The sequence below is a fragment of the Kitasatospora sp. NBC_00039 genome, from assembly GCF_045160625.1.
GTDB lineage: Bacteria > Actinomycetota > Actinomycetes > Streptomycetales > Streptomycetaceae > Kitasatospora.
Map to the genome: position 1 here is coordinate 827,228 of NZ_CP108290.1, position 26,192 is coordinate 853,419.

Sequence of the window (26,192 nt, forward strand, 5' to 3'; positions counted from 1 at the left end):
ATGGCTCGACCTACCAGCCGCGTGCTCACCCTCCTGGAACTCCTGCAGTCGGGCGGCATCAGAACGGTGGCCGAACTCGCCGACCGGCTCGGCGTCGACGGGCGCACCGTGCGGCGGTACGTGGACCACCTGGTCGACCTCGACATCCCCGTTGAGGCGGTCCGTGGCCGTTACGGCGGGTACCGGCTGGCCCCCGGGTACCGCCTGCCTCCGCTCATGCTCAACGACGACGAGGCGCTCGCCGTGCTGCTCGGCCTCGTCGCGGGCCGCAGGGCGGGTTTGCTGACGGCGACGGAGACCGCGGGCGAGACGGCAGCGGCCAAGATCCGCCGGGCACTGCCCGAGCGTCTGGCCCGTCGGCTCGACGCCGTCATGGAATCCCTCGCCTTCACGGCTCCGCCCGGCGAGTTGGCCTCCCCGGAGACAGGGGTCCTGCTCGCCGTCGCCGATGCGGTACGCCATCGCCGCCCGATCTCGATCAGGTACACCGCCCGAGACGGCCGACGAGGCGAACGCACGCTGCACCCGTACGGGATCGTCACCCATTCGGGCCGGTGGTACGTCACGGGCGCCGATCCCGGGATCGGCCAGGACCGGACTTTCCGGCTCGATCGCATTGCGGACGCGAGGACGCTGCCAGGCTCGTTCGAGCCGCCCGGGGGACTCGATCCGGCACAGCGCGTCCTGTCAGGGCTCGCCAAGGCCGCGTACCGGTACGAAGTGACCCTGCGGATCCATGGGACGGTCGACCAGATCCGCACCCGACTCCCCGCCAGCGTCGCGAGCGTGGAAGGGCCCGCGCCCGCGGAAGGAACAGATCCGCACACCGAGCGTTGGCTCCGCGTCGAGTTGAGAGCAGAGCGGCTCGACTGGTTGCCTCCCGTCCTCGCCTCGCTCGACCGGCCGTTCGTCATCGAGCGACCGGACGAACTCCGAGACCTCGTCATCGCGCTCGCCGACCGGCTCACCACCTCTGCCCGCCAACCCTGACGTCGCTACCAACTGCGAGAATCCCCGCTGCGGATTCCCAAGCCACGTGGCCTCCGGTCCGCACACGTCGGCATCGGGACATCAGGGATGGACCAGATCAACTGAGACACCACCCGGCATCCAGGCCTCCGGGACCAGATCGCTTGAGATTTTCGGCGGTCCGGCGTCTCGATTGATCTGGTCGCCGCAGGTCACCGCCCTGGAACCGGACCAGATCATTTGAGACGGGACACCTGAACCGGGACTTCGACTCTCCCGGCCGGCGGCCGGGCCGCCTTACAGCAGACCTGTTGCACCACGCCCCGGCCTTCCTCAGACCCCGCTACGCCCGGGCCTGGGTCATCCGGGAGGTGACGGGGATGCCGAGGTAGCGGGCGAATTCGGCGGCGAGGGTCTTGGCGGTGGCGCCCGGTGGCACCAGGATGTACGCGACCGGCACGGTGTCCCTGCTCGCATCCGCGCCGGCGCGGGCGTGTGAGGCCACGTGGCAGGCGCGCCCGAGTTCCGGGTTCGTCTGGCCCCACCCCCTCGATCGGGTGGGGTTTCACCGCTGCCCGCCCGTTGGAGTGGTGGCGTCGGTGGGGATCGTCGTGCGGCCGGTAGCGTGTGGTGAGCAACGCCCGCCCCGATCGCGCCCCCGACAGGATGCGTCTGGGCGGGCGTTTTTGGTTTGCGTGGCTTCGTGGTCCTTGGTGGCGGTCTCGTCGGCTTTATTCCGCGGGTCCCTCGGATACTCGGGCTGGCAGGATCGGTTGCATGTCGATAGATCCCTTGCTGGCCAGAGCCCGTGGGCTGTGGGAGGAACTCGCTTCGGTGTCCGTGTCGTTCGCGCCGACGGGAGGTGTGAGCGTGGTGGTGTCACCCCAGTCGAGGATGTGCCCCTCGGGTTGGGTGGGCGTGGTGGTGCTGGGCAATTCGGCGATCGTGACCGTGCCCAGTGAGGACATGACCGAGACGGTGCGCGACGCGCTGGCGAAGCTTCCAGTGGGGGCCCTCGCCGGCGCTCATTCGGTCCGTGGAGTGCTGCCGGTGGCCCGGGTCCTCGGCCCGGCGGCACTGGCATATGTGTCCGACGACAGGTTCCGGCCGGTGGTGGCTTGCGGGCTGACAGCGGAACAGGTGCCGGGAGAGCATCCCGATCTGCGGAGGCTGGAGAACGTGGCGGGTGCAGACGACTCGGACGAGGCCGGGCTGGCCGAGATCACCTCACCCGCCTTCGTGATCCGTGAGGGAGGCGAAGTCGTCGCTGCTGCCGGATATCGGTCCTGGCCGAGCCGGACCGCCCACGTCAGTGTGCTGACCGCCCCTGAACGGCGGGGGCGGGGCCTTGCCCAGGCGACGGGATCCGGGGCGGTGGCGCACGCGTTGGCGGGCGGCTTGCTCCCGCAGTGGCGGGCCCGGGTGCCCGCTTCGCGGCGGGTCGCGCTCGCGCTGGGTTTCCGCGAGCTGGGCGCCCAGCTCAGCGTGGAGCTCGCATAGGAGGTGGGTCGGAGCCCGGCCGGATGGCCCCCTTGGCAAGACGCGCCTGGGCGGGTGTCGGAACCAACGGGGTTCTGGTCCAACTTCTTGGACCAGAACCGGAACTCGTGAACAGAACCACCGTGGGGTAGTGCTTCGCAGAGCGCTGCTTCGTGACCAACAGGTCACTTCTCCAGCAGGTGCTGGGTGGCTCGGGCGTCCGTGGCCCGCGTGCATTGCTACGCCCAGTCCACGCCGTGTTCGGCGAGCTGCGTGAGCTGACCCACCGTCAGTTTCGCCCTTCTGCTCTTCTGGTTGTTGAGCCAGGTGCCCAGAGCGAAGTGCGACACGGAAGCGACGTCCTCACCTCCAGGCCCGACCTCCACGGTCTCCAGCGGCTGCTTGTGCGGGCGCGGGACCCTCGGGTGGCCATGCTGCTCGACGAACGCCGCCAGAGCGGCCAGGCCCTGGGCGAACCGGTTCACACGGGAGACCGCTGGCTCCGCCTCGGCGGCCTGCTTCGCGGCCACCAGCTCCTGGTCCTCCTCGGTGCCGATCGCCGACAGCAGGTCCCGCTGGTCCTCGTCCAGACCGGGCCAGCCAGCCTGCTGCCTTCTTTGCAGATAGCAGATGGGCCGTCACCGGTGCTGCGGTGACGGCCCATTGCGGGTGATGCTCATACGGTCGGGCCCACCAGACCTGTCAGGGCCCGGTGTGCGCGTCGGGCGGTGCGCTCGGCGCGGCTCTGGAGCCGGAGCGCGCGCACGAGGCGCTGCTTCTCGGCCTCCCGCAGACGCTCGTCGTTCGTTGCCCGCGCTACCTCGATGTAGTAGGTCATGGTGCTCCCCCTGTCACAGGTGATCCGGCGGCATCACCGCGATGCCGATCCTTCGGACCACTATCTGCGCTTCAGAGCCTACACCCAAACGCGGGGCCGGGCCTTGCATTTAACGTTCCGTTCAAGAAATTGCCTGCTGATCGAAGGCTTTGATGTCGGATGGCTCTCAGATTCCGCGCGGCGGCGATTCGGCGCCCGGATCCTGCCCAGGCCGTCGCCGCAGTCCTCGTGCCGCACTCTTCGCCCGGTCGCCGGGCCGGGCGAAGAGTGCCCGGCCAGCCACCCCGGGTTCACCAGCAGCCGGATCCTGCCCAGGTCAGAGGCGCACTCGTCGTCGCGGTGACCCCGTCTCGGCGCCGGCGCTGGCCACGCGGAACCGGCCCCGGCTGACCGGCCCGGCCGCGTTTCCCGCTGGCGCCCGGCCGCCCGGATCCCCGTCAGGCCGTCCCCGCCGCCCCGCGGGGTGGCGGCCTTCCGTGCTGTTCAGCACCGGGAGTCGCGGGGGCCCGTCCGGGGCGATGAACCGGGCGGCCCATGCCGGACCGCGGGCCGCAGCCACCGTCTACAGCGCCCCGCCTTCAAGCGCGGCAGCCGCCGCAGCCACCAGATCGAGACTCCCGTTCGATTAATGGCCCCCAAGATCGGAACGACAACAGCCACTCATACCCACAGGTGAGCGGAGTCCGCCTGCGGATTGATGCGGAGGGGGTGCGGGCGCTGGAGGATGGCAATCTCCAGCGGAGGGGGAGACATGGTGGAGCGTTGGGACCGGATCGGGCGTGCGGCGGCGTACGGGGCTGCGGCGGCCCTCGTGCCGTATCTGGTGATCAAGGTGTCGTGGGTGGTCGGTTCATTACTGGGGCTGCTACCGGTCGGGCGGGGGTTCAGCCTGGGCGGGTGGCTGGTGCTCAACACCGTCACGATCGGGATGGCTGCGGCCGGGATCACGCTGGGGCTGGCGCTGGTGCGGCCGTGGGGGATGCGGATCCCCGGCTGGCTGGTGGGCCTCTTCGCCTGGGTCGGGTCGGGGTTCCTGGTGTCGATCCTGCCGTTCGTGGTCGTCAGCACGCTTGTGAGCTCCGGGACGGGCGGTTCGGGAGGCTCAGGGAGCTCGGGGGGTGACGCGGCGATGCCGGGCTGGGAAGCGGCGCTGCTCCAGTGCAGTTTCGTGGGAACCGGGATCGCGCTGGCCATCGCGCTTCCCGCCTATCTGTGGCGGCGTTGGCCCCACGCGCTGCGCCGCCCGGAGCGACCCCGCACCCGCACCTCCCGAGGACCGGTGTGGCCCGTCGTGACCGGCGCTGTGGCTGGCCTGGCCTGGCTCTACTGGGCGGCCGGTGGCACCCTGGGCATCGCGCACCCCGACGAGCGACCGGCCAGTTGGCATGTCCTGGTCGGGGTCAGCGCGGGCTGGGCTCTCGTCGCGTCCGCCACCGTACAGCCTCTCGTCCGTCGCCGGTCGACTCGGCTGCCGTATCCGCTCCTCCTTGCCCTGGCGTGGCTGGGATCGGGCTCGATGTTCGCGTGGAGCGGCTGGAGGCTGCCCGCCACGGTGTACGTGGCGCTGGCGCACCCGAGCGACGTCAGCTACCCGGAGAACGTCGCGGCCGCCATGGCACTGCACGTCACGGCCGTGCTGACGGGGGCAGGGATCATGTGGACGCTGGTACGCGGCGACCGTAGGCGGTGAGCGTGCCCGACAGCGCCCGGCGGTCCGCCGTGCGGGTGAGCCGTCGCCCGTGAACCCGCCTGTTCGGGAAGGCCAGTCACCAGAAGCACCTCGATGCTCCCTTGGCAAGGCCCGCAGCGGCTTCAACACTCGCGAACATGCCTGGTGGTGCTGGGTGCTCTTCACCGCTTCGCTGGTCTGCGGGTGCTGCTCCTGGGCGTCGGCGAGGGCGCGCTCCAGGACGGCCATCAGATCGGTGACGGTGCCGCCGGGCGGCAGGACCCGGGACTCGGGCGCGTGCGGGGGTTCGATGCCGGCGAGGCGGGCTTCGACGACCTGCTCCAGGGCGTGGGTGTACTCGTCGTGTTCGGCCTCGATGTGGAAGTCCTCGGTGACGGCGTCCATCAGCGTCCGGGCGAGCTGGACCTCCTTGGCGCGCAGCTCGATGCCCTCGGGAGCGATGCCGGTGGGGTCGCGGATCTCGTCGGGCCACAGCAGGGTCTGGAGCACGATGACGTCTTCGCGCACCCGGCAGGACGGCCAGCGATTCGCGGGTCCTGATCGCGACGCGGGCGACGGCAACCTGCCCGGCCTCGATCATCGACTCGCGCAGCAGTGCGTACGAGCGAGCAGCCGACGGTGCCGGTGGAGTCGCCGATCGAGTGGCTGAAGATCAACGCCCGGCACCACGCAGCGCAGATTCTGCAGACCGTGAAGCTGCGGGCGTTCAATCCGCGCGCGGTCGAGTGGCAGCGGATGCACGGCCTGGCGACCAGGTTCCACATCGAGCACGGCCATCTCGACCCGACCGACAGGGCGAAGCAGGCGGAGCTGATCTCCTGGCTCGCCCGCCAGCGCCACCTGAACGGTCAGGGCCTTCTCGATGCCGCCCGCGTCTCGGAGCTGGATGCGCTCGGCATGATCTGGTCGAAGAACGCCAACGCCTGGGAGCGCGGCTACGCCTACGCCTCCGCGTTCCACCACCAGCACGGCCACCTGGCGATCCCCGCGACCGCGAAGCTCGACGACTACGCGGTCGGCGCGTGGATGCGCCGCCAGCGCAAGGCCGACAACCTCACCAAGGACCAGGCCGCCAAGCTCGACGCGTTGGACGAGCTGTGGCGCCTGGAGCCGGACTGGAACCGCTCCTACCGCCGGCTGCTCGTCTACCTCGCCGTTGGCGGCACCCTCACCGGCCCCGCCAACCGCACCGGCGGCGAAGCAGACCCGGCGTTCGGCCCGGTACGTGGCTGCGCAAGCAGACGGTGGCTCGTGATGAGGGGAAGCTGACCCAGCAGCAGACCGCGCTCCTGGACGCGCTCCACCGGCACGCCGAGACCGTCACCGGCTGACCCGCCCCCGCGCCGCCGGAGGTCCCCGAGATCCACCCGCTCGCCCAGGACCGCGGCCCTGGGGAGGAGCTGGTGACGGAGGCGTGGGACTGGTTCCGCGAGCTCACCGACGACGAGAAGAGGAGGGCGCTTTACGCGGTCGGTCTCGATGTGAACATGGCGTTCCTTGCGGCCGCGGGCAGGTTGACGCTGCCGCTGTCCGGACCGGTCCACGAGCTGAACCCGGTCTTCGACAAGCGGATCCCGGGCTCCTGGCTGGTCGACCTCTCCCACGTGGAGACCGACCCGCTGCTCCCGTCGCCGTTCACCGCCGACGGCTCCCGCCCCACGGGGCCGGCCTGGTACTCCACGGTGAAGGTCGCCTACGCCCTGGAACTCGGCGCCCGGGTCCAGCCCACCGAGGGCTGGCTGCGCCACGAGCACGGCCCCTACCTGGACCCGTGGTACAAGCGCCTGCGCCAGGCGTACGTCGACACGATGGCGGCCCTCGGCGTCCCGCTCACCCTCGCCGACCGCGACCCGGTGGCGTTCCTGGACGCCATGGCCGCCGTCAAGCAGGGCGACCCGGCCGAGTTGGCGGTGCTCACCGCGATCAAGCAGACCGCGAAGGGCACCATCGGCAAGATGCGCGAGCGCCCCCACGGCCACGGCTACAAGCCGGGCGAGCGCTGGGCCGCGCTGGACCGGCCGACCTGGGACCCGCTGATGCGCGCCCTGGTCATCGACACCGCCACCGTCAACTTCCACCGCAAACTGCTCCGCATGGCCGACGACACCGGCCTGCACTGCTTCGCCGTCCTCTCCGACTGCGCCGTCTTCGCCGCCCCCGGCCCCGGCGTACTCGACGTTCTCACCAAGCCCGAGGGCACCCTCACCACCTCGCTGCGCCTGGGCATCAGCCCCGGGATGGTGAAGCACGAGGGCTCCCGGCCGATGGCCGAAATCACCGAGCTGATCGCCGGCGACGCCAACCCGGCCCGGCACATGAAGGCCGGCGGAGTCGTGTCCGCCGACGAGTAGCCGCCGTCCCGTGCGGCCCGCCGACACCCAGTCGGTGGGCCGCCCCCCATTACTCGAGTTCGCCCCGACGGGGCGAGGAAGGACCTGATCCCCATGAGCCGGGAGATCGACGAGGGCCTGGAGCGGGCCGAGCGCACCCGCCCCATCCCGGTGCACCTGGACACCCGGGTCAAGTTCCTGTGGGAGAAGGTCGCCAAGAACGACACCAAGCGGCTCGCCCAGGCCGCCGGCGTCTCGGTGCGCACCGCCCAGCGCTGGGCCCACGCCCTGACCGCGCTCGCCGAGGGCGAGCTGACCGGCGACATCCCCATGACGAAGGCCAACGCGGCGAAGGTCGAACGAGCGGTCCGCTCGGCCTGGCAGCCGCGGGTGAAGAAGCGGGTGCGCCGCGACGCCGAGAAGAACGGCTTCATGCTCCACATCCAGGCGACCTTCGGATACAGCGCGGCCGGCGGCACCACCGACGACCCCCGCCCCCGGATGATCACCCACAAGATGCCCGGCTCGGTCGCCCAGCGGCTCTACGAGGCCCGCGACGCCGGAGCCACCCAGACCCAGCAGGAAGCGATCCTCGCCGAGGCCCTGCGCGACGAGTACTTCAAGGACGGCGGACGCCGCGTCCGCAGCCTCGACGTCGAGCTGAACGACGTCGCCTGGATGGACGTCGAGCTGTAGAGCCACCTTCCAGCGGCTCCGTGTCGCCGAAATTGTGGTCGGGTAGCCGGGTCACGGCAACGTGACCCGGCTACCCGACCACAAAAAGGCCAGTCCAGGCCGCCGCCCGAGCGGTCGCCCGCTCCTGGTCCTCCTCGATGCCGAGCGTCTCCAGGACGGCGGTCGGGTCGGTGACGGTGCGGGCGTGCGGCAGGACGCGGGGGCGTGCGGTGGCGCGATGCCGGCGAGACGGCGAACGGCGCGGCCGAGGCCTGGGTGTGCGCCTGCCCCGGCTGCTCCAACCCGGTGCCGACGGCCCGCACCGGCCGCAACGCCTCCCAGGTGCTCGGCCCCGGCTGGGACCTGGCCGTGTCAGGCCGCGTCCCGATTGTCCGTCAGATCGATTCGGGTGTGCGCAGTGGAGGGGATTGCCAGCCGGGTGTTGCTTCGAACCAGCGTGCCTTGTAGGCGGTCCGGCGTGGCCGTTTGACGCCTCTGCCGCCCTGGGTCGCCTCGTAGAAGCCGATCAGGTCCGGATAGTCCGCGTCTTCGCCCCAGCTTGTGGGCTGGGTGTAGATGATCTCTTTGGACCCGGCTCGCATGCCGATCGACTTGATGCGGGAGCGGGGGTAGCCGTGTTCGTGGCGGTCTCCGCTGAAGGTTGTGAACCTGGTCATCTGCGGGGCCCATACGGGCCCGGCCGCCAGGTCGTCGACGTTCCAGGTGTAGACGTCCTGTTCCGTGGTGATGAGGATTTCCCTGGTGTCGGGGATGCCGGTGATGTCGTGTGGGCCGTCCCACTCGTCCGGGGCCTCCACGGTCCTCCAGCCGGTGCCGACCTCCTTCTGGACGGCGTGCTTCTGGTTGAGCCGTTTCGTGGCCGGGTCGTACGCGTAGGCCCGTACCAGGCCCTGGGCGCCTTCACTGGTCGGCCATTTGCTGTCGCCGACCACCCACAGGTATCCGGTCTTCTGGTCCCAGAGCAGTCCGTGCGTGGAGGGGAAGCCGGTCACCTGCTGTTCGTATCTCCCCGTGCCCATCCGGTGGTCGCCGATAGCGTAGAGCTGTACCCCGGAGCCCGCGGGGTGGTGCCCGTTGTCCGCGACGGCGATCATGTTGCCCGGCAGGACCTCGACCGAGTGCGCGTTCTGCGCGTTCTGCAGTGCGGTCGCGAATTCCAGTCGCGGCTGCCGCCCGCCGTTCGGTGTGGACAGCAGCACGATGTAGCCGCCCACGAGGGCGACCGCCTTGTTCCCGCCGTCGGCCCACTTCACCTCCGTCACCGAGGTGCTGGCCTTGAGGTCGTCCCATTCGCGACCCGAGAGGGTCTCGTCCGTGACCGGACTCCATGTCCACACCGGAAGCGGGGAACCGGCGAGATCCCTGGAGTAGACGCAGATCTGGGCATGCGTGCTTCCGTTGGCATACAGGCCGGTGATGAAGAACGGGCCCGGGGTCTTGGTCGCGCCCGGGTTCGGGGCTGCCATCTGCATGTCCTCCTCCTTCGTGACACGTCACGGCGCCGGGGTCTCATGACTGCGGTCAGGCCACGAGAGCCCCGGCACCACGCGCCGCCCGATTCGGGCGGTGGCGCGCTACCTGTCGAGCGCCGGCCAGTTGCCTTCCGCGACGATGGCGCTGGCCGGGACCAGGACGTGGTTGCCGTCAGGCGTGGTCTTGGTGCACTGGTTGCCTTTGAAGAACCAGAACCCGGTTCCCGAGAACACCGCGGCGTCGATGTCTCGCCCGAAGGGCGCGAGCGCCGGCCATGCCTCCGGCGCCGTGATGTCCGCGGGCCCGTACTCGACCTTGTTCCCGTCGGGGTCCGTCTTCAGCGCCTGGTTCCCCTTGAAGAACCAGAAACCGGACTTGCCGCCGTCGCCCGACTCGACAGCCGCGTCGACGCCGTTCTCGAACTCCGTGCCGGCGAGAGCGGGCCAGTTTCCCTCCGCCGTGATGGGGCTGTCGGGAACCTCGGCGCGGCGCCCGTCGGGCGACGTCTTGGTGCACTGGTTGCCTTTGAAGAACCAGAACCCGGTTCCCGAGAACACCGCGGCGTCGATGTCTCGCCCGAAGGGCGCGAGCGCCGGCCATGCCTCCGATGCCGTGATGTCCGCGGGCCCGTACTCGACCTTGTTCCCGTCGGGGTCCGTCTTCAGCGCCTGGTTCCCCTTGAAGAACCAGAAACCGGACTCACCGTGAGATCCCGACGCGACGGCGGCACTGACGCCGTCCCTGAACCCGTTGCTCATACCGTTCCCACTCTCTCAGTTGCCCTCTGGGTACACACGTCGCGCACAACGCGCACGCGCGGCGCGACGCCCGTGAAGGTGCTCGCGCGACTGTGTCGAGCAGCACGGCACCGGACGACGACCGTGCCTCCGGTCCCGGTCCCGGTCCCGGTGCGCGGATGGCGCCGCAGGGCCGGCCTCGCTCAACCAACAACCGAGAAGACCATATGTGAACGAACCATCAATTGGCGCTTCACCACACGCGACACCACCCAACTCGCCCGCCGTCCCGGACTCCACAGCCCGCTCGGCGACGACCGCCGCCGGTCCGGACTCGTGGCGGCGGGAGCGTGCGGCCCGCTGCGTCTCGACCTTGGCCAGGTGCCGTCGGCTGGCGACGAGGTCCCCGCGGACCTGTTCCTCGACGGCGGTGAACACGCGGTAGTAGGCCCGGTCGTACGCCTGTCCCAGCAGCGTCCCAGCAGGACCGTTATGTTCGGTTTGCCGGGACGGTCCCAGGGCGTTTCCCCAGGTGGCAGCGTTTCGCGCCGGACCTGGGTGTCCCGTCTCAGATGATCTGGTCCCGGGTGATCGACCCGGCTCAACGAAGTTTGATCAGTTTGACCAGCGCCGTAGCTCTGCGGCTGGTTCAGTCGGTGTAGTGCTCAGGTGGGGGCCACGGCCCTTCGAAGGCCGGCCCGCAGTCGTGGGGCAGGTGGGCCACTACCAACGCGGCCGCCTCATGCGGTGTGAGTGACTCGCCCAGGACACGCCGCGGCGCGCCCAGCGGCGCGTACACGATGCACGATTGTGCGTCGCCCACGATGAACGGCAGGTCGTTGCTCCACGGGAACTGCGTGTTCCTGTGGAAGGTGAGCGCCCCGTGGCTCGGAAACGGGAACAGGGCCCCGCAACCGAGGTTCGGCATAGGCGGCCGCTATGACCGCAGGCTCCCCCCGCCGCGCCATGGGATGACCCTCCAGCATCCCCCGCCAGGTCTTCTGGACAACCGTCTCCTCAGCCATCCCGCGATCATGACGTCCGGACTCGGCCACGACAACCCGCTCCACCCCGATGGGCTGAGAAACCTGCCGACAGTCGACCTCGCGCCGCAGCTGGCGGGACAGGCCGGGTGACCGAGGGAACGGCCCGCAAGTACCTCTCCGCCATCAAGGCCGAGCGGGGCGGCCGGTAGTCAGCCCGTTCCGCCGGATCCGGCGACGATGGCATGACCTGTCTCAAGCGAGTGCCTGGGGCCGTGGGCGGGCATGTCGCGCCGCGAACGGGAGGGTGCTCTATCACTTGGCATGTCTTCCTCAGAAGTTCTTCAAGTTTCGTCTACAGCCGATCGTGTATCTCCTAGGGTCCTTGGTGTCCGACCCGCTGGGGGTCGGTACTGGGAGGGGAACCTGATGACGAAGAAGGCTGTGGCCGGTGTGTTCGCCGGTGCTGTTCTGGCGGGGGTTGTGGGGGCCGCTCCGGCGAGTGCTGCCGACGTGGATCCAGGCCAGAGCAGCAACTACTGCGAGCCGGTGACCAACCGCTACTACGAGCAGATCGGCTGGGACTGGAGCACCAGCGACAGCGGCACCATCTCGAACAGCTCCGGCGCCTCGATCAGCCGGGCGATCGCCCGCACCAAGAGCGTCACGCTGAGCGCGACCGCCAGCGCCGAGATCCAGGCCAGCGCCGACGTGTTCGTCGCCGAGATCCAGGCCAAGCTCGGACTGTCCGTCACCGTCTCCGCCACCGTCACGAACACGGAGACCTTCACCGTGAACGTTCCGGCGTGGACGACCGTCAACTACCGCGACGGCATCATCAACCGCCGCTTCAGCGTCCGGGTCGTCCACACCTACAGCAACTGCGGCACCAGCACGTCCTGGGCCACCGCGAGCGCGCCGGAGCGCTACTCCGAGGTCAACAACGCCTAGCAGCAACGGTGCGGGGTGCGGCCACAACCGGGCCGTGCCCCGCACCACCACCGCACCCACCCGCCACGGGGGAGACCGATGAACCACCGCACCGCACCGGCCCTGCTCGCCACGCTGGCAGCCTTGACCGTGCTGGCCGCCTGTACCAACGACAAGCCCACCCACGAAGCGCAGCCCTCCACCCAGGCCATCACGTGCACGACGGAGTACCACGCCCCGGACGGAGACCTGCTGCACCCGGACAGTGTCTGGTCCCAGGCCCCCTACACCCGCTCCGAGACCTCCCTGACCCTGTCCGCGAGCTGCCCCCAGGGGCCCGCCGCCCCCTCCACCTCGTGCGACCCGGCGGAATTCCCGTGGAGCGCCCCCGACGAGCTGCGGGCCGCCCGGCTGCGCGCGGCCGGCGTGGAGACCTGGATCAAGTCGACCATCACGGGCGGCGGCGCCGGCCAGGGCCTCACCCAGCAGGTCCTCAAGCTTCGCCCCGCCGAGGCATCCGCGGCGCTGAACCGCTTCCGCGACCACCTGCTGCAGTGCGGCGCGACCACCGTTGTGGAGGCCGACGGACACCCTCAGGTCCTCCTGATCGAAGACCAGGAGGCCAAGCCGAAGCTCCTCGTCGACCTCGCGAACGACCGGATCACCGCACTCACCCCGGCCGGCGACGGATGGACCAAGCAGCAACTGCTGCAGATCCAGCACTGACCTGACCCCGCAAGCGGCAGACCCTACATGGCATGTTCGCGCCCGCACGCCAGGCTCTATCCGGCGAGGGGCCCGCAGATGTGACCTGTTGGTGTTGTGGGGCGCGAAATGGCCCCACACGCCGTGTTGTCTGGACCTTTGGTTGGACCTGTTGGGGAGCTCGGCGGGTGGTGGGTGGCGGCTGGTTTGGTGACTGTGTGTGGTGGTGAGTGAGGTGCGGGGGTCTGGTCGGCCGCTTGGGGGCCGGTGGGGTGTTGTTGGGTGTGGATTCGGGGGTAAATTCCGCCGTGTATTCCATCGGTTGCTTTGGCGGATTGGCTGCCAGTAATGGCATGAATTCTGGTTGGAATTGCAGTGGCGGGGGTCGGTGTTCGGTTTGGTGGGCAGGGCTGGGTGCCGCGCGGTGCGGGTCGTTGGGGTGGTGGTGCGGCCGGTGTGGTCCGGGCCGGGTGCCGCCGTCCAGGGCGGCCCGCTCCGGCCTGCTGCGCCGCCGTCCCGGGCCCGCTGTGCTCGCTCCGGCCGGGCTGCGCCCCGCCTGCCTGCTTGCCGGGCCGTCGTTCGGGTCTGCGCCGCGTCCAGGGCCCCTCGTTGTCGTGCTGCGCCGCCGTCCTGGGCAGCCGGGGGCGGTGGTCGTCGTCCCGCTGTGCCTGCGGCCTCGCTGCGCCGCCGTCCCGGCCGGGTGGTGGGGGCTGGTGCTGGGTGGCCGTCAGGCCGCCCTGGAGGACGTCCGGGCGCCGTCCTGGGCGGCCGGTGATGCTGTCGCGTTGGCTGTCGCGTCCTGCTGTCGTGTCGGGTGCTGTCGTGTGCTGTGACGTGGGCGGATGCCCCTGATCCCCTGTGTGTGGTGGGGGCGCGGCAGGTGGGTGCGACAGGGTCGGGGTGGGGCCGCGGGCGAGATTCGGGTGGTGGCTGCTGCCGGTGTCGCCGACCGTCGGGTGCCGGTTGTCCTGGCCGTCGTCCGGGGCCGCCGACGCCCATCCCGGGACCGCCGTCCGGGCAGGGGCGGGACGGCGGCCGCTGTCGGGGCCGGCCTTCTCGGCGGCCTGGTCCTGGTGGTGGTGTTCGGCGGCCGGGTGGCGGGTGGCCTGGTGGCGGGTGGGGGTGCAACGCGGGGGTGCGACGCGGTGTTGCGCGGGGGTGCAACACGGGGCTGTGTTGCGGTTCTGACCAGGTGTTATGTGGCTGGGAGTGGGGGCGGGTGGGCGTGTTGCACCTCGTGTTGCACCGGGCTGCGCCGGTCCGCCGGCCTCGGTTCCTCCCCGCTGCCTCGCCCGCCGTCCGGTGCCGCGCTCTGCTGCTGGGCCCTGGCCGCCGTCCTGGTCGGCCGCCAGGCCGGTCCCGCTGCGCCCGACTCGGCCGTCCTGCCCCGCCGTGCCCGCGCCCGCCCTGGTGGTGGCTTGGCGCCCGTCCTGAGGTTTCAGGGGGGTGTAGTTGGGGTGTGGGGTGGTGGGTGGGCTGGAGTGTTGTTGGTGGAGTGAGAACGGGCGTGTGGGGGTTGGTGGGCTTAGGTGGTGGGTGTGAGCTGGGGATGTCGTGGGTTTTGTGAGTGTGGTGGCCGGTGTTGAGGGTTTCACCGTGCGCTAACCTCCGCGTTTCGGTTGGGGCTGGCTGAGCCGGGTTGATCTCCGGGGCGGTGGTGCTGGACTGCTTGGGGCTGGGTGGGCGTGCCTGGGGCCCGACGCGTGGTCGGGTGCTCCTTGGTCCTCGGGTCGTGGGCGGTCAGCGGCGGTGTCTTCGGGTCAGGTCACCGGTCGGGGTAGTGCTGCGAGGCGGGCAAAGGCGAGGGCGAGTTCGTGGCGCCAGGGCCAGGTGGAGGCGATCCGTAGGCGGATGCGGCGTGCGGCGCGGGTGATCCGGGCCGCGGTGTGCAGGATCCGGTAGCGGAGCTTCTTCGGCTCAGCGGTGGCGAGCTCGCCGTCCAGCAGCAGGGTCCGGGTCCAGACGAGCAGGTCGATGGCGGTCAGGGACAGCTCCAGCCAGGCCGCGTTGATCGCGAAGTGGCGTGAGGGGAAGCGGCCGAAGCCGGTGGTCTTGCCGCAGCGGATGTGGTCCTCGACCCTGGCGTGGGCGCGGTGGCGGACCTCCAGGTGTTGCAGGGAGCCGCCGCCGGCGACGGGCGTGTCGGTGAGGAAGACCTGGTGGCGCATCCCTTCGTCCTGGTCGAAGAGCGAGAGCTGGGCTCCGGGGTGGGGACGCTCGCGCCGCACGATGGCGCGGGTGCCGTCCGGGTGGCCGGCGAGGTCGACCAGGCCGGTCAGTTCGGCGACCTCGGCCCCGGTGCGAAGGGAGCCGTCCTGTTCCAGGGCGGGGTGCCAGACCTGCTCGGGCAGGGCGCGGATGGCCTTGCGGAACTCGGCGGTGACGGCGTGTCCGACGGAGAAGGTGGTCTGGATGCCGCGCTGTCTGAGGGCGCGCACGTGGGTCAGGAACGCCTTGGCGCCACCCGCGCTGTCGGCGCGGATGAGGATCTCGGTGCCGTGGCGCTGGGCATCGGGGATCTGTGCGAGCGCCTGGTCGATGACCGTGATGTGGTCGGCTGCGGTGTTCGCTCCGGCGTTGCCCGGTCGCAGGAGGCCGGCCAGGGCCTCGCCGGTGTTGTCCAGGAAGCAGAGCAGCGGGTGGTAGCCGAAGCCGCGTTTGTAGGTGGCGGCGGCCTGTTCCTTCTCGGAGTGGCAGGTGACCAGGGTGGCGTCGATGTCCAGGACCAGGCCCGGCAGTTGACGTCCTCCGACTCGGGCCGACGGTATCCCGTCCCTGGTCTCGGCGGCCTGCAGCCAGGCGACCTCGCGGGCAGCGGCGCGGGCGGCTCGCAGCGCCTTTAGGGCTTGGGTGTCGATGCCTGCCAGGACGCGCCAGGCGGTGGGGATGGAGGCGACGGGGCCGAACACCTGCTGCTGGTCGCGCAGAAGGGCCAGGTCCCGGATCGCCTCGCCGCCGTCGGCGAGCATCACCGCCAGGTCCACCGCGACGCGGCCGGGAGCGTGCCCGGTGCCGCGTGGCCGCAGCCGCCGCAGTGCCTCGGAGAAGGTGCTGGTCAGTGTGGTGGCATCGGCCAGATCCGCCAGCAGGCGCGATCCGGCGTGGCTGACGACCCCGTGCCCGTCGGCGCTGACGACGAGCTTGGGGCGTGACCGGGTAGTGTGCACGCAGAAAGTGCCTTCCTACTGGTACGACGGAGACCTTAGACAAGCCTCATCGTCCCAGCTCAGAAGGCACTTTCGCTTTTCTGGTCATGATCCGGACGCGCCCCGAAGTGAAACGCGCAGGCTAATGGCTGTTTTCGGGTTGTGGCTGGTCAGGACTGTTTTGCCTGGTCAGGATGGGTGTCTCGGGGGCTGTCCGGATGTTCGCCGGCGGGCCGTTCTTATTGATCTCGGGGTTTTCTTGGCTTATGTCGGGTACGAGCGGGCGGGTCTTGGCTGTCCGGGGTGGTGTTCTCACTGGTCTTGAGGGGTTCTCAGCCGGCCGGGATTGTCATCGGACCCGTCCGCGGGAGTGGGGGCGGGGGTGGGTTTCTGCTTGGTGGTCCAGGCGCACCGCGTCGAGGGTTGTTTTGGTGATGCGTTCGGTGCCGTCGAGGATCGCGGTGAGGGCGGCTTCGCGGATGAGGCGGGCGAGGCTGCCGATGCGTCCGGCGGTGCGCTGGTGGAGGTAGGGGGCGTGGCGGGGCAGGGTGCCTGCCTGGTGGCGCTGGAGGTCGAGGGCTGCTTCCAGGTCGGTGACGAGGTCGGTGAACGGGCGGCGGGCGCCGAGGCGGGCGGGCAGGGCACCGGTCTCCACAAGGGAAGCGCGGGCGGCGAGTTGAGCACCGCGAACCCCGCTGAACAACGCTGTGCCGGTGACGTCGATGCCGGCGTAGACGAAGGTCGCGCCGATGCGTTCGGTGAGGTCTTTCAACAGGTCGGCGGCTTCGGCGCCGGTGGTGGTGCGGGGGTTGAGGCGGTGGATCTCGTCGATCAGTACCAGACGCACACCGGCGGTGTTGTAGGTGTGGCAGACGGCCTGCATCAGCTGCGCCTGGGTCATGCGGGCGGTGACGGGGATGCCGAGGTAGCGGGCGAAACCCGCGGTCAGGGTCTTGGCGCTCGCCCCTGGGGGGACGAGGACGTAGGCGACGGGCACCACCGGCTGCTGTCCGGGCGTGGGTGGGTGCTGGCGCGTGTGGGCGAGGTGGCAGGTGCGGCCGACCTCGAGGAGCGCGGTGGTCTTCCCGGTGGCGGCGGGGCCGGTGAGGATCAGGCTGGGGCGGGCGGTGGTGCGCTGGTGGCGTCCGAGCAGCATCAGACGCCGCACCGTGAGCGCGAGGGTGTCGATGGCGGGGGTGCGGACGGTGACGAACGCGGAGTGGTAGGCCAGGCGCTCCTCGATACTGCGCTGCGGCTTTCCGGGCGCGGGTGGCGCGGGGGCGGGGGTGGTGGCGAAGGTCTGGAAGCCATGCCAGGTGTCCACCGCGTACGGCGTCTCCTGCGCCAGCTCCGCCGTGGTGTCGGCGGTGTTCGTGCGGGTGTTGTTCATCGCTGGTGCCCTGTTTCTCCGGTGCCCGCGGGTGCTGGAGCGTGCCGGCACTCGGTGTGGGGGCTCTGACCGGGCGCCGTGCTCCCCGCACCGGCGGCCTCGGCGGTTGCGGGGAGCGCTCGGTGGCGCGGTCGGCAGCGCTGCAAGGCCCCGGCACGGCCGCGCAACGCTCCGGCACGGCCCGGCTGCGCCCGCCTCTGGCCTGTCGAGGCCGCTGCCGGTCCGGGGCGGTAGTGGTGGTGACGTCGGCCGTTGTCGGGCCCGGGGGCGTGGTTGCGGGCGGTGTTCACCATCGTTCGGCTTCCTGGTGGGCGTTCCACAGGCCGAGGCCGGTGTAGGGCGGGGCGGGGGAGCGGCCGTCGTTCCCCTCGTCGGCCCAACCGTCGTCGTCCTCGTTGTGGTCGTCGGGCCACTCGCCGGTGTCGGGTTCGGTGTCCAGGCCGTCCAGGCTCTCGGTGTCCTCCCAGCCGCCCGTGTCACCGTCACCCGCGTCCGGGCCGGCCCCGGCGCGGGGGCGGTGCGCGGTTCGTCCGGCCGTGTCCGGCTGCCTTGGAGCGCCCGCGCGGTCCTCCCGCCCCGGCTGCACCGGCTGCGCCGTGGCCTGGCCGGTGTGGGTGGGGTGGGGGATGCGGGCGGGCATGGCGCGGGTGAGGAGGGCTTGTTCGGTGCGGGTGGCGTGGCCGGCGCTGCTGCGGCGTTGGAGGTCGTCGAGGGCCTGGGCGAGGTCGGCCTCGTGCTGGTCGTGGTTGCCGCGGCGTAGGGCGGTGGTGCGGATGTGGTCCCAGGTGCGGTCGTCGAAGGGTTGGTGGACGTGGTCGCGGTGGATCCAGGGGATCTCCACCAGGTCGTCTCGGTCGGGCAGGCGGACCCAGATCTGGCGCAGGTCGTGGGGGTTGTGGTGGATCTCCCACCGGCCGGCCCGGGCGGCGACGGGTGAGGGCTGGCCGCGGTAGGGGCCGAGGAGGTCGTGGTCGTAGGTGCGCTGGCCCAGCCCGATGCCGTGGTCGTTGATGGTGAGCCAGCGCACGGGCAGCAGCTCGAGGTAGTCCCGCCCCGATAGCGGGAGCGGGACGTGCCCGGCGACGGCGGTCAGCGCGCCCCACATCTCGTTGGGCGTCAGCTTGGCCTTGGGCAGCACGGGGTGGCGCAGCCCGTTGTGGGGGCGGTGGTGCCAGTGGACGAGCCATTCGTCGAGGAGGTCCTGCAGCTGGGTGACGCTGTAGCAGGCGTGCTGTTCGACGTCGCGGCCGCGCTCGGTGACGTTGGAGCCGGTGTAGCCGGGCAGGTACTGGCAGAACAGCGTGTTGATGGACCCGAACGTCCGCTCCACGATCCCCTTTGCTGTCGGCGCATGCGGCGGTGCGGGCTGCACGCTGACCCCGAGGCTCTGGCAGGCGGCGGTGAACGTCTCGGAGAGGTAGATCTTCCCGCGGTCGACGACGATCGTCTCCGGCACCACGACCGGCCGCGCCGCGGCGCCCTCAAGCCGGCCGTTGGTCGTCAGCAATTCCTCCCGGTGGGGGATGGAGGAGCGGGTGAAGCGCAGCACGTTGGGCCAGGTGGGCCGGGCGGGGTGGGGGACGGCCATCTCGGCGAGCAGCAGGGCGGCGTCGACGGCCTTGGTGCTGTGGGGGCGCAGGACGGCGGCCAGGATGGAGCGGGTGGCGACATCGACGGCGATCGTCAGCTCGGGCCGGCCCAGGGTCCCGTCGTCGAAGACGGCCAGCACGTCCAGGCGGGTGGTGTCGACCTGGACCTGCTCGCCCGGGCGCAGCGCAACGGTCGGGGTGAACGCCCGTCCTTCCCTGGGCCCGGGGACGCCGTCGCCGCGCCCGTGGAGGCCGTCGCGCGGGTCGGTGAGCTGGGCCACGAGCCGGTAGAAGGTGGCCTGCGAGCACATCGCCACCGCGTCGCCGTGCCGCTCCGCGAGGATCCGCGCCGCCACGGGGAGCAGCGCCTTCACCGTGCCCTTGGAGCGGCCACGCCGGCGCCGGATCGCCTCCTTCACCGCGGCCACGACCCGCTCGTCGGTGCGCCCCGCGAGGCTGGGCCCGCGGGTCGAACGGTGGTCGACCAGCCCCCACAGGCCCTGCTTGCGGTAGTCCAGCCGCATCTTCTGCACCGTGGAACGCGAGATCCGCCCGAAGCCGAGCGCGGTGAGCTCCTCGGCCTTGGCCTGCTCCCGCTGCGCCAGCGTGTACCGCTCGGGGTCGTAGCGCTCGTTGGCCACATAGCCCGCGCCCGCCCCGTCGGGGTGGCCGGTCTCCACCTCGCGGATGTGCCGCCGCCACGCCAGCGCCCGTTCCCTGGCCGCCGCCGGAGCGGTCTCGAACAGGCCCCACAGCGGCGGCGCCTGCGCCTTCCCGTCGGCCTCGGGGCCGACGAGGGCGAACGTGGGGTCGGCGAACAGGTGCCCGGCGAGCACGACTTCGTCCCGGCCCTCGGCAACCAGGTGGATCCGCTGGCCGGCCAGGCCGACGACCTGCCAGCGCAATCCCCGGAAGCAGACCTGTCCGCCGACCGACACCACCGGCCGCCCACCACGCCGCTGCGCCCCCGCGCTCACAGCCCACCTCCGCCGAAACCGCCCGCCACCCCAGTCATCCTTGTCCCGCTGCTCCCCGCCTCGGTCCGTACGCGTCCCGGGCCGACGAGGACGCCCTGGTGCAGCGGGCGTTCGAGAGAGACTGCCAACTGGCCGTGCCACAGGGCGTGGAAGACGGCGGGCAGGACCGTCATCGGGGTGCCGACCGCCTGAACGCCCTCCAGGAGCGGCCTGGGCCGCGCGAATGCCTCCAGCAGCGCGTCCGCTACCTCGGGGCGGCCCCGGAAGCGCGGGTGGCGGTAGCCGGCCAGCCACCTCAGGTTCGCCGCGAACACCGCATCCAGCGTCTCCAGGCGCCGGTAGCGCCAGCCGATCAGGTCGCACGCCGCCCGTGAGGCCTGCGCGGCGCTCAGCGCCCGCTCACCGCCCGCCTCCGGATGACCGGGGCAGTCGGCCAGCAGAGCGGTGCCGTCCGCGTACCGGGCGAACAGCTGCGGCACCCACGAGCGCACCCGGCCCCGCCCGTCGCGCCACACCAGCCGCGCCGGCCGCCCTGCCAGCCCCACCACGAACGGGTCGCGGTCCAGGACCATCAGCTGGGCGCGCATCGCGTTCGACCCGGCGACCACGTGCCGCCCGGTGGTCGCCGACCACCACAGCCCCGGCCCCCATCTGCGCCCCGGCACGACCGGGAACGCGGACACCGGCGCCAGGTCCTCGAACGCCACCGCCACACAGGCGTCCTCCCACCGCTGCCGCACCTCCCGGCCGACCGGGTCGAGGAACACCGCCTCGAACCCCGCCCGCCCATCCACATCCACCGGGCCCGCGGATCCACTCGCCCCGGCCACACCGTCCACATCGCTCACGGTTCTCAGCCAACCCACCACACACGCTCACGCGAACCGCTTTCGCCGTTCCTACCCCACCTCGTGACCTGGTGCGGTAGAGGGCTCCCGCGTTCTCACCCAGGCCCACACCCCACCGACCGAGCCCAAGCCCGGTACACCTCACACAGCACTGCCCCACGGCCCGACCTGCGCCCCGGACGCGGCGAGGCGCCCCCATCAACCTGCCGAAACCTCTACCGCCCAGCCCCTCCTCCAGTCCCGAGCACCTTGGCGAGCGCGCCCGGGGACAGCCCCGCCCACGCGGCCACGTCCCCGTGCCGCACTCCGGCCTCCACCGCCGCCTCCGCGACCTCCCGTACCGCCTCCTGCAGCCGAGTGATGCTGTAGCCCAGGCCCATCAGCAGCCGCTCGGCGGCCTCCGTACTGCTGCCCCGCTGCGCCCCGCGCAGCTGGATCAGCTGCTCCTGTGCGTCGTCCAGCAAGTTGTCGATCAGCATGCGACGCTCGGGCGCCACCGCCGAGCGCCACGCCGTCCCTGACCCCGGCAGCCTGGCTTCTTTCGTCAGCGCCCGCAGCTGCGCGGCCATGCCCGGCGGCTGGAGCTCCCGGCGCACCCACCACAGACCGTCCCGGTGACCGGGCGGCACGGCCACGCCGCGGCGTCGGCGGATCACCGCGCCCATCCAGGCGATCAGCGGCCCGCCGTAGTCGACCGCAGCCAGCGGCCCCAGCCACGGGCGTCCCACCCGCTCGCCCAGCCGCCGGCAGAACGCCCCGTCCGCCGGCAGTGCCCGAGGCCGCCCGGCCCCGCTGTCTTGCCAGATCAGATCGGCCATCACCGGATTCAGCAGCGCGGCTGCGACCTCCACCGCCTCCGGGAAGACGGCCGCGTCCCGCGCCACCGCCCGCCACCGCCAGAAGTCCCCGCCCGCCTCCCCGCCCGCCAGGGCGTGCAGCCGAGCCAGCCACACCCGCTCGTCCGGCCACTCCAACGCCAGATCCCACCACCGGCACACCACCGCCCACGCCACCGAGAACACCTCCCCAGGCTCCACCCCCGCCCGCACCGCCCGACGGACCACCCCCGCCCACCGCCGCTGCGCCTCGCAGATCTCTGGCAGGCCACGCAGGTCCAGGGACTCCAGCGCCTGGTCCGCGTCCGCGTCTAGCAGCCACCGCCAGTGCCGCGTACACACCCGCTCCCACCGCTGCGCGTACCGCACCACCCGCACCGGCTCCCCGGACCGCCGGGCCGCACACGACCGGCACCCGAACGCCACCGGCCCCACCACCGAACCGCCCACCCGCCACACCGCCCCAGGGCCGCTCCCACCCGCCCGCGAGGCCAGCTTCTCGTCGTCCAGCCCCCACGCCGGCAACGCACGCCCCAACACCTCCTCGCCGACCCCGCACAACCCGGCCAGCACCCGCCGTCCGGCCCCATCCAGCAGCACCTCGGCATCCGCCCGCAGCACACCGCCCTCGTGCCGCGGCCGGTGGCCATGCCACTGCCAGGACGTCAGAAGGGCAGCGTCGGCCAGGCCGTAGCGGGCGGCGACCCGCCCAAGGAACGAGGAGACCGTCTCGCCGGCGAAAGGAGACACACGGAAGATCCCGGGAACCATGACCCCAGCCTCGCGGAGAACCGCAGAACCCGAAGGCAGTTCTCATCTTCCCGCCCCGCCCGCCTACTCTCGGCATGTCGATCAAGAACACACCCCAGATCGCCCGCGCGGCCAACGCGCAGCTGCGTCCGTGCTGGACGTGCCGGGGCTCGATCGGGGGGAAGGAGGGTTCGAAGCTGGAGCTGCGGGAGAGGGCCCGGCCGGACCGGCTGGAGTGCCCCGAGTGCGTACAGGCTCGCGCCGCAAAGGACTTGGGCCCACTGGTGCTGCCGGTCCCGACCAGGCGCGAGCTGGTGGCCGCGCTGGTCTGCGCTCCGGATGATCCGTGGTGGGAGGACCGCGTGCTGCACGCGAAGCTCTACCCGGGGAGGAGCCGTCGGGTGTGACCTGTTGGTTGTGGTGGGCCGTGTTTTGGCCTCTTTCGCGGGGTTGTCTGGACCTTTGGTTGTGCCTGTTGGGGGTGTCGGGTAGGTGGTGTCGGGCGGCTGGTGTAGTGACTGTGTGTGGTGGCTGGCGGGGGTCGGGGGGTCGGGTCGGCCCGCTCGGGGGTGGGCCCGGTGTTGTGGGCTGTTTTCGGGGGTGAATTCCGCCGGGTATTCCGCCCGGTTGTTTTGGCAGATTGGTTGCCGGTGGTGGTTTGAATTCGGGTCGGAATTTCGGTGGCCGGGGGTGGTGGCGGGGCCGGTGTTCGGTTTTGGTGGGGTCGGGCTGGGCGCTTCTCGGTGGTCGCCGTCGGGCGGCCGCCGTCCTGGTGCTGCGCCCCGTCCTGGCCGTGTGCTGGCTGCCGTGCGGCGCTGCGCCGTTGTCCCGGGTTGCTGGGCGCCGCCGGGCGGCCGCCGTCCGGACCGGTGTTGTGCTGCTGCCCGCTGGGCTGGGGCGCCGGCCATGCCCGTCCACCGTGCCTCGCCGGGGCCTGCCCACAGGAACTCTCGTGTGGCCCCGGACGCTGGTCTGTGCGTATCCGCGCACGATGACCCGGTCTCAGCGGCCGGGAGAGAGGAGCTTCGTGGTGAGCACGCCCCCTGCCGACGGGCAGAGCGAGTTGGTCTTCTACCCGACCACGCTCAAGGGAGGCCGTGAGACGTACTCGCGGCACCCTGAGCCCGCGGTCTGGTGCTGCCACGGCCACGTGCCGGGGCTCGACCACGCGACTTACCGGAGGGCCGTCTCCGTACACGAGGCCGGCCACACGGTGGTCGCTCTTCACGTCGGGATGCACGTCCAGGGCGTCGAGATCGTCGAGCACACCCGGGACGTGGGCTGTGGGCCGCGGCTGGAGCTGGAAGGCACTATGAGCCCGGGCCCCAATGAGCTGGCGTACTCGGCGCTGGTCAAGCAGCTGGCCGCCGGGGAGCGAGCCGAGCAGCGCTGGCTCCGGGACAACGGCCTCTGGACCCAAGACCGAGGGTGGGCGGCAGAGATGGGTGCCCTGCACGACCGCGATGCGGCAGTCCCGAGTCTCCGGGCGCTAGCTGAGAGCGATGACCCGGCGAGACTGCTCTGGACGTACCTCTACTTCGGCAACCAGGTCGAGGACGTCCTCGACCTGCATTGGGCGGAGGTACTTGTTCTGGGCGAAGCACTAGATGAATGAGTCCGATGTCCTCAGTGGTCATACGCGATGAGTGATCGCTTGATCGCAGCGTTGGTGGCCCAGTTGTGCCAGATCGCGGCCGCAAGGGCGAGTAGTCGCTGACCGGTGCGGGCGAAGACCCCGGCCTCAGTGCGGGCGCCGTGCTGTTCCAGGCTGAGCTGGCCCTTGAGAGTGTCGATGACGGCCTCGATCCACTGGCGGACCCGGGCGAGCCGGCCGAAACGGGCCGGCTCGCCCTTGCGGTCCGGCCGCACGAGATACGCGCCGAGCTCGTCGGTGACGAAGGACTCGAACGCGGCTCCGGCGAAACCCTTGTCGCCGAGGATCACCTGGCCATGGCGCACGAGGTGACGGTCGCGGCCGAGCATCGCCTGCACGACCTCGCGCTCACCGAGCTTCGGGTTCGCCAGGCACCAGCTGACCGGCATGCCCTCGGCGGTGGTCAGCAAGTACAGGCGAAAGCCCCAGAAGAACCGGGAGTGGCTCGCGCAGTAGCCGTATCCCGCCGCCCCGGCCAGGGCCGAGCGCCTGACCGTCTCCCGGGAGGCGGCGCACGGCAACGGTGTGGAGTCGACCAGCCGCAGGTCGTCGTGCCAGGTCGGCACCTGCCGGGCCAACGCGGCGATGACCCGGGAGATCAGCGGGCCGGCCGCGTTCAGGCGCTTGTTGTAGCCCGACTGGCCCGGCAGGTACGGGAACAGGTGCCGCAGCCGGCTGCCCGCGAAGCGGTGCCAGTGCCTCACGGACGGGAAGCCGAGCAGGACCTGCGCCACGGCCAGGCAGAGCAGTTCCGCGTCCGACAGCCGGGGCGGTCGCCCGATCCGGTGACGCGGGGCCACATGGTCATCGATGAACACATAGAGTGCCGTCAGAAGGGTGTCCAGGTTCGTCTTCACAAACCAACCAACGGACACCCTTCGTCATGGTCGCGGCCAGCCCGAACATCGGACTCACTCATCTAGACGAAGCAGGCGAGCTGACCGGCGATCAGGCTGCCGCTCTCGCCGGCTTGCCGAACCCGGCGCCTGCCTGATCCTTTTGGCAGCCGTACTCCGCCTCCGCAGCTGGGCTTTGGCTGCCGTTCTGGTCGGCCGCCAGGCCGTCCCGCTGCGCCCGCAGCGGCCGTCCGGCCGCTGTGCCCGTGCCCGCCCTGGCCGCCCGGTGCCGCGCCCTGCTGCGCCCTCCTGGCCGCCGTCCTGGTCCGGTGTTCGGTTCGGTGTCGCCGCACCGGGAATTGCTCGGTTGACGCTGGGCGGGATTTCCTGGGCGGTCTGGAAGGGCGGTCGCCGTGTCGGCATGGAGGGCCGTAGGCCCCTTTCAGAGATACCTGAATGCGATTCCTCGCCGCTGCGCCCCGAAAGGTGTTCTGATTTCCGCTTGAAAGTGAGTGGAAGGTAATTCGCATTCCTGCCAGAAGTGCGGCCGGATAGAGCCGGAATGGACGGTTGCCGCGAGGTTGCCTGTTCGCGTCCCGCGCCAGTCCGGGAATCGGTAGGACAGGGCTGTACGGAAGTCGGGGAAACGCCGCCGGATTCGCTTCGGATTCTGGCCGGGAGTCTGCGGTTGAGGGCCCGTCAGGGGCCGCCGTCCGGGGGGCCCGTGAGGGCCCGCCACCCGGGCCGGGGAGGCCGGGCCGGAGCCGGTGCCCGGAGGTTGCCCCTGAGGGCCGCAGGCCCCGTCCCAGGGGCGCCGGATGGGCCGCCAGCCCAGCAACCAGGCGGCTGACCGGCCACCGGCCGGGACCGGGGGAGGGTCCCCGGAGGTGGGGTTGTGGCTGATACCCGAAGTCCGCGACACATCGTCAACGCAGAGGGCCGCAGGCCCCGGCCGGCACCCCGCCCGCCCGGAGGGATGGGCCTCTACCCGAATTCTGCGTCACATCGTCAACGCCCACCCCCGGGCGCAGCCCGGGAAACCCTGCCAGCCAATCGGCCCGTAGGGCCGTGAAAACACCAGCCCAACAAGGCGGGAAAGCCGAACGATTGGACGGGCCGTAGGCCCGGACAAAAAGCCACCGGAAAGGCGGAGCGCAGCGACGCCCGACGCCCACCCCAACGGCGCGTGCCGCGCCCACGAATTCGCCATCGGCGAATTCCCCCAACCACCCACCGCCCGGCGAGGCGCAGCCGAGGCCACGCCACGCACGGTGACGCCGTAGGCGGCACCCCCGCACCTGGCGGTGCGTCAGCACCGCTGCTCCCGCGCCAGCGG

At 71.2% G+C, this 26,192-nt stretch carries 24 protein-coding genes; 11 read left to right on the forward strand and 13 right to left on the reverse strand.

What is annotated here, in order from left to right; all coding sequences use genetic code 11:
- The gene (locus OG286_RS39840) at positions 1–990 is read left to right on the forward strand and encodes a YafY family protein (RefSeq protein ID WP_331742533.1); all 990 of its coding nucleotides are present in this window, start codon (positions 1–3) and stop codon (positions 988–990) included.
- 322 nt (positions 991–1,312) lie between these two features.
- Here the strand turns inward: OG286_RS39840 and OG286_RS39845 are convergent, their stop codons facing one another.
- Positions 1,313–1,474, reverse strand: coding sequence for a hypothetical protein (locus OG286_RS39845; protein ID WP_396325293.1), 162 nt, complete (start codon positions 1,472–1,474; stop codon positions 1,313–1,315).
- Between the two features lie 272 nt (positions 1,475–1,746).
- Here OG286_RS39845 and OG286_RS39850 point away from each other — a divergent pair, with 272 nt between their 5' ends.
- Positions 1,747–2,469: a GNAT family N-acetyltransferase gene (locus OG286_RS39850; protein WP_405358627.1), complete on the forward strand. Its 723-nt coding sequence runs from the start codon at positions 1,747–1,749 to the stop codon at positions 2,467–2,469.
- A gap of 218 nt (positions 2,470–2,687) precedes the next feature.
- Here the strand turns inward: OG286_RS39850 and OG286_RS39855 are convergent, their stop codons facing one another.
- Together OG286_RS39855 and OG286_RS39860 are read right to left on the reverse strand one after the other, a co-directional pair.
- Entirely contained in the window at positions 2,688–2,978 is a 291-nt protein-coding gene (locus tag OG286_RS39855; RefSeq protein ID WP_331742538.1) for a helicase associated domain-containing protein, read from the reverse strand.
- 146 nt (positions 2,979–3,124) lie between these two features.
- A complete protein-coding gene (locus tag OG286_RS39860) occupies positions 3,125–3,286 on the reverse strand; it encodes a hypothetical protein (RefSeq protein WP_331742541.1) in 162 nt (53 codons plus the stop codon).
- Positions 3,287–4,010: 724 nt separating this feature from the next.
- Here OG286_RS39860 and OG286_RS39865 point away from each other — a divergent pair.
- The 5 genes from OG286_RS39865 (at position 4,011) to tpg (ending at position 8,002) form a co-directional block, all read left to right on the forward strand.
- The gene (locus OG286_RS39865; protein WP_405366110.1) at positions 4,011–4,976 is read left to right on the forward strand and encodes a hypothetical protein; all 966 of its coding nucleotides are present in this window, start codon (positions 4,011–4,013) and stop codon (positions 4,974–4,976) included.
- Between the two features lie 147 nt (positions 4,977–5,123).
- Complete coding sequence (locus OG286_RS39870; RefSeq protein ID WP_405366123.1) at positions 5,124–5,516, forward strand: hypothetical protein; 393 nt, start codon at positions 5,124–5,126, stop codon at positions 5,514–5,516.
- A gap of 54 nt (positions 5,517–5,570) precedes the next feature.
- Entirely contained in the window at positions 5,571–6,245 is a 675-nt protein-coding gene (locus OG286_RS39875) for a helicase associated domain-containing protein (RefSeq protein ID WP_331742550.1), read from the forward strand.
- Positions 6,246–6,379: 134 nt separating this feature from the next.
- Positions 6,380–7,327: a hypothetical protein gene (locus tag OG286_RS39880; RefSeq protein ID WP_331742553.1), complete on the forward strand. Its 948-nt coding sequence runs from the start codon at positions 6,380–6,382 to the stop codon at positions 7,325–7,327.
- A gap of 93 nt (positions 7,328–7,420) precedes the next feature.
- Positions 7,421–8,002, forward strand: coding sequence for a telomere-protecting terminal protein Tpg (gene tpg / locus OG286_RS39885; RefSeq protein ID WP_331742555.1), 582 nt, complete (start codon positions 7,421–7,423; stop codon positions 8,000–8,002).
- 374 nt (positions 8,003–8,376) lie between these two features.
- Here the strand turns inward: tpg and OG286_RS39890 are convergent, their stop codons facing one another.
- The 4 genes from OG286_RS39890 to OG286_RS39905 all read right to left on the reverse strand — a co-directional run bounded on the left by OG286_RS39890 (position 8,377) and on the right by OG286_RS39905 (position 11,237).
- Positions 8,377–9,474, reverse strand: coding sequence for a hypothetical protein (locus OG286_RS39890; RefSeq protein WP_405358626.1), 1,098 nt, complete (start codon positions 9,472–9,474; stop codon positions 8,377–8,379).
- A 102-nt stretch (positions 9,475–9,576) separates the two neighbouring features.
- A complete protein-coding gene (locus OG286_RS39895; protein ID WP_331742561.1) occupies positions 9,577–10,233 on the reverse strand; it encodes a hypothetical protein in 657 nt (218 codons plus the stop codon).
- 628 nt (positions 10,234–10,861) lie between these two features.
- The gene (locus OG286_RS39900) at positions 10,862–11,038 is read right to left on the reverse strand and encodes a DUF6193 family natural product biosynthesis protein (RefSeq protein WP_405363921.1); all 177 of its coding nucleotides are present in this window, start codon (positions 11,036–11,038) and stop codon (positions 10,862–10,864) included.
- Positions 10,953–11,237: a DUF6193 family natural product biosynthesis protein gene (locus OG286_RS39905; protein WP_405363923.1), complete on the reverse strand. Its 285-nt coding sequence runs from the start codon at positions 11,235–11,237 to the stop codon at positions 10,953–10,955. Before OG286_RS39905 ends, OG286_RS39900 begins: the two co-directional genes overlap by 86 nt.
- 387 nt (positions 11,238–11,624) lie before the next feature.
- Between OG286_RS39905 and OG286_RS39910 the strand changes: the two genes are divergently transcribed.
- Complete coding sequence (locus OG286_RS39910; protein WP_331742566.1) at positions 11,625–12,146, forward strand: hypothetical protein; 522 nt, start codon at positions 11,625–11,627, stop codon at positions 12,144–12,146.
- 78 nt (positions 12,147–12,224) lie between these two features.
- Positions 12,225–12,851 (forward strand): hypothetical protein, encoded by a 627-nt coding sequence (locus tag OG286_RS39915; RefSeq protein ID WP_331742568.1) that lies wholly within the window; start codon positions 12,225–12,227, stop codon positions 12,849–12,851.
- Between the two features lie 1,739 nt (positions 12,852–14,590).
- Here OG286_RS39915 and OG286_RS39920 read toward each other — a convergent pair.
- The 5 genes from OG286_RS39920 to OG286_RS39940 form a co-directional block, all read right to left on the reverse strand.
- Positions 14,591–15,997: an IS1380 family transposase gene (locus OG286_RS39920; RefSeq protein ID WP_331741275.1), complete on the reverse strand. Its 1,407-nt coding sequence runs from the start codon at positions 15,995–15,997 to the stop codon at positions 14,591–14,593.
- Between the two features lie 328 nt (positions 15,998–16,325).
- Positions 16,326–17,300 carry a TniB family NTP-binding protein gene (locus OG286_RS39925; RefSeq protein WP_405366121.1) on the reverse strand — a complete coding sequence of 325 codons (975 nt, stop codon included), beginning with the start codon at positions 17,298–17,300 and terminating at the stop codon, positions 16,326–16,328.
- A gap of 352 nt (positions 17,301–17,652) precedes the next feature.
- Complete coding sequence (locus OG286_RS39930) at positions 17,653–19,860, reverse strand: transposase (protein WP_405366111.1); 2,208 nt, start codon at positions 19,858–19,860, stop codon at positions 17,653–17,655.
- 68 nt (positions 19,861–19,928) lie between these two features.
- Positions 19,929–20,771, reverse strand: coding sequence for a TnsA-like heteromeric transposase endonuclease subunit (locus tag OG286_RS39935; RefSeq protein WP_405366122.1), 843 nt, complete (start codon positions 20,769–20,771; stop codon positions 19,929–19,931).
- 224 nt (positions 20,772–20,995) lie between these two features.
- Positions 20,996–22,366, reverse strand: a complete 1,371-nt coding sequence (locus tag OG286_RS39940) for a DNA-binding protein (RefSeq protein ID WP_405366112.1) — start codon at positions 22,364–22,366, stop codon at positions 20,996–20,998.
- Positions 22,367–22,461: 95 nt separating this feature from the next.
- Here OG286_RS39940 and OG286_RS39945 point away from each other — a divergent pair, with 95 nt between their 5' ends.
- Both OG286_RS39945 and OG286_RS39950 read left to right on the forward strand, forming a co-directional pair.
- Positions 22,462–22,773, forward strand: coding sequence for a hypothetical protein (locus tag OG286_RS39945; RefSeq protein ID WP_331742579.1), 312 nt, complete (start codon positions 22,462–22,464; stop codon positions 22,771–22,773).
- A 623-nt stretch (positions 22,774–23,396) separates the two neighbouring features.
- The gene (locus OG286_RS39950) at positions 23,397–23,981 is read left to right on the forward strand and encodes a hypothetical protein (RefSeq protein ID WP_331742582.1); all 585 of its coding nucleotides are present in this window, start codon (positions 23,397–23,399) and stop codon (positions 23,979–23,981) included.
- Positions 23,982–23,992: 11 nt separating this feature from the next.
- Here OG286_RS39950 and OG286_RS39955 read toward each other — a convergent pair whose 3' ends face one another.
- Positions 23,993–24,877 (reverse strand): IS982 family transposase, encoded by an 885-nt coding sequence (locus OG286_RS39955; protein WP_331742585.1) that lies wholly within the window; start codon positions 24,875–24,877, stop codon positions 23,993–23,995.
- Between the last annotated feature and the right edge of the window lie 1,315 nt (positions 24,878–26,192).